The organism is Mesorhizobium sp. M1E.F.Ca.ET.041.01.1.1, from assembly GCF_003997355.1.
In the GTDB taxonomy this organism is placed as follows: Bacteria; Pseudomonadota; Alphaproteobacteria; order Rhizobiales; family Rhizobiaceae; genus Mesorhizobium.
On sequence record NZ_RZSL01000233.1, the window covers coordinates 1 to 8,971 of the forward strand.

The 8,971-nt window shown below is 60.9% G+C and carries 10 protein-coding genes; 8 read left to right on the forward strand and 2 right to left on the reverse strand.

The features are described 5' to 3' along the window. The 3 genes from EOA38_RS19280 to EOA38_RS19290 form a co-directional block, all read left to right on the forward strand. Positions 1 to 651: ABC transporter substrate-binding protein (locus EOA38_RS19280; protein ID WP_145965998.1), on the forward strand; the 651-nt coding region annotated here is incomplete at its 5' end. A 68-nt stretch (positions 652 to 719) separates the two neighbouring features. Beyond that, positions 720 to 1,466, forward strand: a complete 747-nt coding sequence (locus EOA38_RS19285) for an ABC transporter permease (RefSeq protein WP_126095812.1) — start codon at positions 720 to 722, stop codon at positions 1,464 to 1,466. Then, on the forward strand, positions 1,435 to 2,175 hold the full coding sequence (locus EOA38_RS19290) for an ATP-binding cassette domain-containing protein (RefSeq protein ID WP_126095813.1): 741 nt from the start codon (positions 1,435 to 1,437) through the stop codon (positions 2,173 to 2,175). Before EOA38_RS19285 ends, EOA38_RS19290 begins: the two co-directional genes overlap by 32 nt. Positions 2,176 to 2,216: 41 nt before the next feature. Here the strand turns inward: EOA38_RS19290 and EOA38_RS19295 are convergent, their stop codons facing one another. Next, the gene (locus EOA38_RS19295) at positions 2,217 to 2,570 is read right to left on the reverse strand and encodes a hypothetical protein (protein ID WP_126092682.1); all 354 of its coding nucleotides are present in this window, start codon (positions 2,568 to 2,570) and stop codon (positions 2,217 to 2,219) included. Between the two features lie 697 nt (positions 2,571 to 3,267). Here EOA38_RS19295 and EOA38_RS19300 point away from each other — a divergent pair. The 3 genes from EOA38_RS19300 (at position 3,268) to EOA38_RS19310 (ending at position 6,742) form a co-directional block, all read left to right on the forward strand. Next, entirely contained in the window at positions 3,268 to 5,184 is a 1,917-nt protein-coding gene (locus EOA38_RS19300; RefSeq protein ID WP_126092681.1) for a methanol/ethanol family PQQ-dependent dehydrogenase, read from the forward strand. Between the two features lie 159 nt (positions 5,185 to 5,343). Then, positions 5,344 to 5,868: a c-type cytochrome, methanol metabolism-related gene (locus EOA38_RS19305; RefSeq protein WP_126092680.1), complete on the forward strand. Its 525-nt coding sequence runs from the start codon at positions 5,344 to 5,346 to the stop codon at positions 5,866 to 5,868. After that, positions 5,840 to 6,742, forward strand: a complete 903-nt coding sequence (locus tag EOA38_RS19310) for a quinoprotein dehydrogenase-associated putative ABC transporter substrate-binding protein (protein ID WP_126092679.1) — start codon at positions 5,840 to 5,842, stop codon at positions 6,740 to 6,742. Before EOA38_RS19305 ends, EOA38_RS19310 begins: the two co-directional genes overlap by 29 nt. An 83-nt stretch (positions 6,743 to 6,825) precedes the next feature. Here EOA38_RS19310 and EOA38_RS39235 read toward each other — a convergent pair whose 3' ends face one another. Continuing rightward, entirely contained in the window at positions 6,826 to 7,155 is a 330-nt protein-coding gene (locus tag EOA38_RS39235) for a hypothetical protein (RefSeq protein ID WP_189349935.1), read from the reverse strand. A 45-nt stretch (positions 7,156 to 7,200) separates the two neighbouring features. Here EOA38_RS39235 and pqqB point away from each other — a divergent pair, with 45 nt between their 5' ends. Next, a complete protein-coding gene (gene pqqB / locus EOA38_RS19320) occupies positions 7,201 to 8,139 on the forward strand; it encodes a pyrroloquinoline quinone biosynthesis protein PqqB (RefSeq protein ID WP_126092678.1) in 939 nt (312 codons plus the stop codon). After that, the gene (gene pqqC / locus EOA38_RS19325; protein WP_126092677.1) at positions 8,136 to 8,891 is read left to right on the forward strand and encodes a pyrroloquinoline-quinone synthase PqqC; all 756 of its coding nucleotides are present in this window, start codon (positions 8,136 to 8,138) and stop codon (positions 8,889 to 8,891) included. The genes pqqB and pqqC overlap by 4 nt, the downstream gene beginning before the upstream one ends. Positions 8,892 to 8,971 lie beyond the last annotated feature (80 nt).

An 8,971-nucleotide genomic window follows, 5' to 3' on the forward strand; every position in this document is an offset into this window, starting at 1 on the left:
ATCATGGTGAAGGACGCATCGCCGATGCGCGCGATCACCGACCTCAAGGGAAAGAAGATCGGCGTCGCCGGCGGGCCCCTCGACAAGAGCTGGCTGCTGATCCAGGCGCTGGCCAGACGCGATTACGGTCTCGACCTGCCGGCGATCAGCGACGTCGTCTTTGGCGCGCCGCCGCTGATTTCGGAAAAGGCAATTCAGGGCGAACTCGATGCGGTGCTCAATTTCTGGCATTTTTGCGCCCGGCTCGAGGCCAACGGCTTTCGCCGGCTGATCGGCGCCACCGATGCGGAGAAGGCGCTCGGAGCTGCAGGCCCGGTATCCGCGATCGGCTATGTATTCCACGACAAATGGGCCAACGAAAATCCGCAAGTCGTCCGCGGCTTCCTCCAGGCTTCGGCGCAGGCCAAGGATCTGCTGGCAAGATCCGACGAAGAGTGGCTGCGCCTTGCGCCGATTGTCCGCGCAGAAGGCAAGGAACTGGCAAAGCTGCGCGACCGCTATCGCGAGGGCATCCCCAGGCGGCCGGTCGCCGAGGAAGCGGCCGACGCCGGCAGGCTCTATCGTGTGCTGGCCGGGATCGGCGGCGAAAAGCTGGTCGGCAGCGCGCCGGAGATGGCGCCGGGCACGTTCTGGCAGGAACCGGCGAAATGACCGCAGGAGACACCGGCGACCGCACGCCTGGCGACACTGCCAGCCGTTCCGACCCTCGAGCGACGCTGATGCCCGCGCTGACGGTGGTGGCCTCCCTGCTCGGGCTTTGCCTGCTGTGGAGCCTGGCGGCGAATGCCTGGCCGAGCCGAGCCTTTCCGGGGCCGGGACAGGTCTGGCAGGTATTGCTGAGGGAGGCGGCGAGCGGCGATCTCTTCTACCATCTCGGCGCAACTCTCGGCAGGGTTGCCGCGGCATACATCGTTGCGATGATCGTCGGATCGGTGATCGGCATTCTCCTCGGCAGCTACCGCGGCGCGGACCGGTTCTTCAACCCCTGGGTAATCCTGTTCCTCAATATCCCTGCGCTGGTGATCATCGTGCTGGCCTACATCTGGTTCGGCCTCAATGAGGTGGCGGCGATAGGCGCGGTTGCCGTGAACAAGATCCCGAATGTCGTGGTGACCATGCGCGAGGGCGCCAGGGCGCTGGACCCGAGTTACGCCGAAATGGCGGCTGTGTACCGCTTCGGGCCGCTCGACCGCGTTCGCCACATCCTGCTGCCGCAGCTGCAGCCCTACCTGGCCGCGGCCTCGCGTTCCGGCATCGCCCTCATCTGGAAGATCGTTCTGGTGGTCGAACTGCTCGGCCGCTCCAATGGTGTGGGCTTCCAGATCTATCTCTATTTCCAGCTTTTCGACGTCGCTGCCATTCTCGCCTACACGCTGGCGTTCGTGGCGGTGATGCTCGTCGTCGAACTTCTTCTGGTGCAGCCCGTTGAACGACATGCAACCCGTTGGCGCCGTCGTCCCGCTTAGGGTCGACATCGCCGAAAAGACCTTCAGGTCCGCGCAAGGCGTCTCGGTCACGGCGCTCAAGAACCTTTCCTTCGAGGTCCGGCAAGGCGAATTCGCTTGCCTGCTCGGGCCATCGGGGTGCGGCAAGACCACGACGCTGCGTATTCTGCTTGGGCTCGACAGGCAGTTTTCCGGCTCTTTCCAGCTGCCTGAAGGCGGCTCGAACCGCATAGCCGCCGTGTTTCAGGAACCCACCCTGCTGCCCTGGCGGACGGTGGAGGAGAATGTCAGGCTGGCGCTGCCGAAAGACCTGCGAACGAAAAATCTCGACGGGCTGTTTGACACGCTCGGTCTCGCCGGCATGCGCTCGCTCTATCCGGCGGAGCTTTCGCTTGGCCTTGCACGAAGGGCAGCCCTTGCCAGGGCCTTCGCGACCGAACCGGCGGTGCTTTTCCTGGACGAGCCCTTCGTCTCGCTCGATGGGCGGACCGCCGAGCAGCTCCGTCACCTGCTTCTTACGGTATGGTCGGCCCGGCCTACGACCGCGCTGATGGTGACGCACAACCTGACCGAGGCCCTGACGCTGTCGGATCGCATCATCGTGCTCGCGCCGCGGCCCGCGCATGTGCTCGGCATTTTCGACGTAAGCCTGCCCAGGCAGCACCGCAGCCCAGAGGCAACGAGCGACCTTTTGCGGTCGTTCCATCAGCAATTTCCAGGCGTGACCTGATCACCCTGCAGCGGGCCGGGATGCCCTTGATGGGCGACGTGTTAGAAGCAACGCACGTCGGCTTCCGCCTGCGCCCGCTTCAACTCCGTTCGCGCGGCTTTCGCCGGTGCGCTTTCGCGAAACAGGCCTGCATTCTCGCCTGTCGTCAGAGACATGCTCTTGAAGGTCTCGGCCCTCTCATAATGGTCGTAAGGAAGGATCGAGGCGATGACATCGATCGAGCAGGAACAACTCTCCAACGCCTGACGTGTCTGGCCATTTGTCTGCATGCAGCCGAGCACATAGTCGACAATCGTCGCCGTCGGGTAGTCTCCCGCAGCGCCTGCCGGGTTTGCAAGGACTATTGTCGACGAAAGGAGGAGCGGCAGGATCGAAAATCCAACATATCTGACCATGAGAAATTCCTCCTGTTGCCTGGGCGCGGTGCGGCGAGACAGCATCGTCGCGCCCAGTTGGCGACATGCCGCGAGCCCGGTCAACCTCTCACCGCCTCCATATAGGACCAAAGGAGGAATGCCCTGCCCGTCCTCAACAGCGATCGAGGGCAGCTTGGTGATTCGCCACGCACCTATTTTCCTGAGTTCTTTTCACGCCCCCCCTTACTAACGGCAGCCAAGGATGTCACAACCGGCAACTTTGGTAAAATATGCATTCAATAAAGATCAATCCAATTATAATTGTAAATACAGATCAGTATGAATTTTATATATATCGGAGCTTAAGTCAAGCTTTTGGCAACCCTCCATCAAGAGGTTTATTTATATGTCTTCTTTATATTGCGTCGCAACATTTGTATGCTGCAATGCAAAACCATCACGGGGGTTTTTCCTTGCCTGGCATTATGCGATGACATAGCTTTACCTTGTTTCCGGCTTCAAGGACGTCGCCGTAATAAGGGAGCGGCGGCAGTCTTTCGTAGGCCAATCGGGCGGGTGTAGGGCTAGGTCGACTGAGTTGAGAGCAGAAATGCGCCTCTGCTAGTTTGATCTAGGTCGTGACACGCTGCCGGAAATACTTCCCAAATTGAATTGATTGGACGAGCTCTTGTGAGCTTTAAGATCGATTTCTCGTTGTGAACCTGGGAGGATTTTGATGCGCGCACTAACGCAAGCAACCTACATTGTATCGACCTCGGCGCTACTGTCGTTTGGCGCGCTCTATACGGCGTCAGCCAACGAAGAGCTCGCGAAAATGGCCAAAAATCCGAAAGACTGGGTGATGCAGACGGGTGATTACGCCAACACTCGTTACTCCCCGCTCAAGCAGATCACCAAGGAGAACGTGAAGAACCTGCAGGTCAAGTGGACCTTCTCGACCGGCGTGCTGCGCGGCCATGAGGGCGGACCGCTGATTGTCGGCGATGTGATGTATGTTCACGCGCCGTTCCCGAACACCGTCTACGCTCTCGATCTCAACAAGGACGGAAAGATCCTCTGGAAGTACGAGCCCAAGCAGGACGCGAACGTCATTCCGATCATGTGCTGCGACACGGTCAATCGCGGCGTTGCCTATGCACCTGCCGATGGCGACCGCCCGGCGATGATCTTTCTTAATCAGGCTGACACCAACCTCGTCGCGCTCGACGCCAAGACCGGAAAGCTTATCTGGACAGCCAAGAACGGCGATGAGACCAATGGTGGAAAGGGCGAATCCGGCACGTCGGCGCCCGTGGTCGTCAAGGACAAGGTTCTCGTCGGTATTTCCGGGGCGGAATTCGGCGTCCGCGGCTGGATAGCCGCCTACAATCTGAAGGACGGCAAGCTCGCCTGGAAGGCCTATTCGGAAGGTCCGGATGCAGACACCTTGATCGACCCCCAGAAGACCACGCAGCTCGGCAAGCCGGTGGGAAAGGACTCCGGCACCAATACCTGGGAAGGCGAACAGTGGAAGACGGGCGGCGGCACGACATGGGGCTGGTATTCCTATGATCCCAAGCTGAACCTCGTCTACTACGGTACCGGCAATCCCTCGACGTGGAACCCGGTCCAGCGTCCCGGAGACAATCGCTGGGCTATGACCATCTTCGCCCGCGATGCCGACACCGGCATGGCCAAATGGGTCTACCAGATGACCCCGCACGATGAGTGGGACTATGACGGCGTCAACGAGATGATCCTTGTCGACGACATGGAGATCAAAGGCAAGAAGCACGACGTGCTGGTGCATTTCGACCGCAATGGTTTCGCCTACACCATGGATCGCGCCACCGGCGACCTTCTCGTCGCCGAAAAATATGATCCGGCGGTGAACTGGGCCACCAAGATCAACATGGATCCGAAGAGCGACAAGTACGGTCGTCCAGAGGTCGTTCAGAAATACTCACCCCAGGCGAACGGTGAAGATACCAACACCACCGGTATCTGCCCCGCCGCGCTGGGAACGAAGGACCAGCAGCCGGCTACCTACTCGCCGAAGACGGGCCTGTTCTACGTGCCGACCAACCATGTCTGCATGGACTACGAGCCTTACAAGGTGAGCTACACGGCCGGTCAGCCTTACGTGGGCTCTACCGTGTCGATGTATCCCGCACCTGGCGGCGACAGCATGGGCAACTTGATCGCCTGGGATGCCGCCAAGGGCAAGATCGTCTGGTCGAAGCCCGAGCAGTTCTCGGTGTGGTCCGGGGCGCTCGCGACGGCCGGCGACGTGGTCTTCTACGGCACGCTCGAAGGCTACATCAAGGCGGTCGATAAGAACGGCAAGGAACTCTACAAGTTCAAGACCCCGTCCGGCATCATCGGCAACGTCACGCCCTTCGAGCATGACGGCAAGCAGTACATCGCCGTTCTGTCCGGCGTCGGCGGATGGGCCGGCATCGGTCTGGCAGGCGGATTGCTTTCGCCCGACCAAGCCGCGGCCTGGCACGGCGCCGTCGATCAGGGCCGTGCGCAAGGCGACCAGGCCACAGTCGTCGGAACCGCGGGTCTCGGAGCAGTCGGCGGCTACGCTGCACTTGCCGACTACACGACGCTGGGCGGCCAGCTGACCGTCTTCGGTCTTCCGGACTGACAGCCGGGAATGGCCTTAGAGCGAAGGCCTGAAAACAGGAGAGCCCGGATAACCCGAAGGTACTTCCGGGCTCTCGATCTGCCGCGCATCCGAAACATCGATCAATGCCGCGGCGTAACGGCAAACCCTTTGTCCTTGGCAAAATAAGGAAGCGTCTGAATGTCTGTTCGCATTGTAATTTCCGTTCTCGCCCTGGCTCTTCTGCCTCTGGCCAGCTCAAGTCTGGCCCGGGCCGAGGACAGTGCCGATAAAGCCAAGGCGGTGAAGGAAGAAGGCGGCAAGTATTTGGACGCGGATGGGAACCCGACCTACAAGATCGAGAATGGAACCGTGGATTGGTACACGTTCAGCGGTTACCGCCGCTATCACTCGGACTGCCATGTCTGTCACGGACAGGACGGAACGGGTTCAAGCTACGCGCCGGCCCTGGCCAACAGCCTCAAAAACATCGACTACCCCACTTTCCTCTCGATCGTCGCCCAGGGCCGGAAGAATACCGGCAACGGCAAGGAAAACGTCATGCCTGCCTTCGGCGATAACAAGAACGTCTACTGCTATCTGGACGATCTCTACGTCTATCTGCGCGCTCGTGCCGATGGCGCAGCACCCCGCGGCAGGCCGCCCAAGCACGAAGACAAGGCCAAGGCGGCGAAGGATGCCGAAGCATCCTGCATGGGAGGATGAAGTGACCGGCTGCGTTGCATCGAAGGCGCGCGTCGTTCTGCCCATTCTCGGCGCGCTCGCCCTGCTGCCGTCGAGCGCCTTGGCGCAAGGCGCCGGCCTCGGTGCTGCGGGAGAGCTGGTCGATCCCGACATTCTACGCGTCTGCGCCGATCCTTCGAACATGCCGTTTACCGACCAGAGCGGCCAAGGCTTCGAAAACAAGCTGGCCGAGCTGGTTGCCAGGAAGACAGGGCGGAAGTCGGTCGCCTACACATGGTTTCCGACCGTCATCGGTTTCGTGCGCAACACGCTCGGAGCCAACCGATGCGACGTCATCATGGGCTATGCCCAAGGTGATCCGCTGGTGCAGAACACCAATGCCTACTATCGCTCCTCCTATGTGCTTGTGCATCCGAAGGGCGACGACCTCGAGGGTTGCGAGACGATCGAGGATCCGAGACTCATCGGCAAGAGGATCGGTGTCGTCGAACGCACGCCGCCAACTGCCAACATGGCCGCCAACAAACTCTTGCGAACGGCAAAAATCTACCCGTTGGCCGTCGACACGCGCGTCACCCCGTCGATGGCAGAGGTTGTGATCAAGGACATGCTGGCCGGCAAGATCGACGCGGCGATCCTGTGGGGGCCGATGGCAGGCTACTATGTCAAACAACTCAAGGCGAACGTTACGATGGTCCCACTGGTCAAAGAAAAGACCGGCTCGCGTATGTCCTACCGCATCACCATGGGAGTGCGTCCATCTGACCAGGAATGGAAGCGTACGCTCAACAAAGTGATCCGGGAAAACCAGGCGGAGATAAACAAGCTCCTGCTCGACTACAACGTGCCGCTGATCGACGAACATGACAACCCGATCACGGCGGCGCCGGGATGAGATTGACCGGCGCGAGACGGCACAGGTGATGGAGGTAAGGAAGCGATCTTTGAGACAGGCAGTTATGCCATTCATGTTTGTTTCTATTGTTTGAGAACCCAGTGTTTCATTTGTCCATTTGTGAGGTGATGGACGAGCCATTGCACCGCCCGCAATGGCGCCAACGACATGACCGGCCCCTTCGGGCTGGCAGAAGAGGAGAATGCCATGAAGAAAAAGAGCTGGAAGAAACCGACCATGTGCCAGGTTGCTGCGGGCTTCGAAATTTCGCGGTATCTGCCTGCTGAAATTCCTCCCAGGAAGTAGGCCGCAGAGGTGCGTGTCCCTGACAATAGGGGCACGCACCCCTTGCCGTGTGAGGTCTTCGCGACGGGCTTTGCCGCGGGAAACGTTGGCGCGAAGCCGTTTGACATCGAGAATTTCCTGCCGGTCAGATGGGCCGCGGAGCAGGCATTGCAATGCGCGTGAAGATCATCGGATCGGCGGCGGGAGGCGGCTTTCCGCAATGGAACTGCAATTATCGCCTGAGCCGCGCGGCTCGCAGCGGGACTGCGGGTGTGCATTCACGAACCCAATCGTCCATTGCCGCATCGGCGGACGGGACTGGCTGGGTTCTCTTCAACGCGTCGCCCGACATTCGCCAGCAGATTGCGCAAACGCCTGAACTCCAGCCCGCATACGACGCGCCGCTGCGTTCGACGCCCATCCGCGCGGTGGTGCTGACCAACGCCGACGTCGACCATATCGCCGGCCTGCTCAGCCTGCGAGAACGACAGCCTTTCGCAATCTATGCAACGGCACAGGTGCTGGCGACGCTGGAGGCGAATTCGATCTTCAATGTTCTCGATCCGCAGATCGTGCCGCGGCGCCTCCTGACGCCGACGGAGGAACTGGCGATCCGCGATGCGGACGGCCGCGAGACCGGCATGGTCGTGGAAAGCTTTCCCGTGCCTGGGAAGATCGCACTCTATCTCGAGCAAAGAGACGATCCAGGCGCCGACTTCAGCTCCGATACGGGCGACACGATCGGAGTCCGTATCACCGGGGCCGGCAGCCGCGGCGCTGTCTTCTATATCCCGGGCTGCGCGGGCGTCGATGCTGCGCTCCGCGCTCGTCTGGCCAATGCCGCCTGCCTGCTGTTCGACGGCACCGTCTACACGGACGACGAGATGATCACTGCCCGCGTCGGCCCGAAAACCGGTGCGCGCATGGGCCACATCGCAATGTCTGGAGAAGCGGGTTCGATTGCCGGTTTGGCCGATGTGAAGATCGGCCGCCGTGTCTTCGTCCATATCAACAACACCAATCCGGTTCTCGACGAGAATTCCGCCGAACACGCGGCGGTCAAAGCGGCTGGCTGGGAAGTCGCCAGCGATGGGATGGAGATGGAATTTTGAGCGATTTTCACGATGCAGCCAAAGGTGGCCTGTCCAAGAGCCAGCTCGAGGCCGTGCTGCGGCAGGTCGGTGACGAGCGCTATCACAACCATCATCCTTTCCATCACAGAATGACCAGTGGCGCGCTGTCGAAGGCCGAAATGCAGGCCTGGGCGCTGAACCGCTATTGCTACCAGGCCGTCATTCCGCGCAAGGACGCCATGATCCTGGCGCGTGCCGAGGATCCGGCGTTTCGCGCCGCCTGGCGCAAACGCATCGAGGACCACGACGGCGAGGACGGCTGGAGCGGCGGCATCGCGCGCTGGCTGCATCTGGCCACCTCGCTCGGGCTCGATGCCGAGGCCGTCAAGAGCGAAAGGCTGGCGCTGCCGGCGACCCGTTTCGCCGTCGGCGCCTACCTTTCCTTCTGCACGAACCGGACGCTGCTCGAGGCGGTCGCATCGTCGCTGACCGAGATGTTCTCGCCGACCATCATCGGTGAGCGGGTGCCGGCGATGCTGGCGAAATACGACTACATCACAGAGGACACGCTGGGCTATTTCAGCCGACGGCCCCAACAGGCATCGCGCGACGCCGAGTTCGCCCTCGCCTACGTGCTCAGCCATGCCGATACGGCCGAACGCCAGCAGCAGGCGATCGATGCGCTGGTGTTCAAATGCGATATACTGTGGGCCATGCTCGACGCGCTTCAACATGCCTATGGTTCGCCGGGAAACATACCGCCCGGCGCCTTCCGCCCGGAGGCAGCCTGATGATGACGCTGCGCGAAAGAGCCATCGTGTCGTTGCGATCGGTGCCATCGCTGCCGAAGCATGTGCGCATACAGTACGAC

Coding starts and splice junctions, on each gene's coding strand:
- EOA38_RS19285 (WP_126095812.1), top strand. CDS start 720: ATGCCCGCGCTGACGGTGGTGGCCTCCCTGCTCGGGCTTTGCCTGCTG.
- EOA38_RS19290 (WP_126095813.1), top strand. CDS start 1,435: ATGCAACCCGTTGGCGCCGTCGTCCCGCTTAGGGTCGACATCGCCGAA.
- EOA38_RS19295 (WP_126092682.1), bottom strand. CDS start 2,570: ATGGTCAGATATGTTGGATTTTCGATCCTGCCGCTCCTCCTTTCGTCG.
- EOA38_RS19300 (WP_126092681.1), top strand. CDS start 3,268: ATGCGCGCACTAACGCAAGCAACCTACATTGTATCGACCTCGGCGCTA.
- EOA38_RS19305 (WP_126092680.1), top strand. CDS start 5,344: ATGTCTGTTCGCATTGTAATTTCCGTTCTCGCCCTGGCTCTTCTGCCT.
- EOA38_RS19310 (WP_126092679.1), top strand. CDS start 5,840: ATGCCGAAGCATCCTGCATGGGAGGATGAAGTGACCGGCTGCGTTGCA.
- EOA38_RS39235 (WP_189349935.1), bottom strand. CDS start 7,155: ATGTCAAACGGCTTCGCGCCAACGTTTCCCGCGGCAAAGCCCGTCGCG.
- pqqB (WP_126092678.1), top strand. CDS start 7,201: ATGCGCGTGAAGATCATCGGATCGGCGGCGGGAGGCGGCTTTCCGCAA.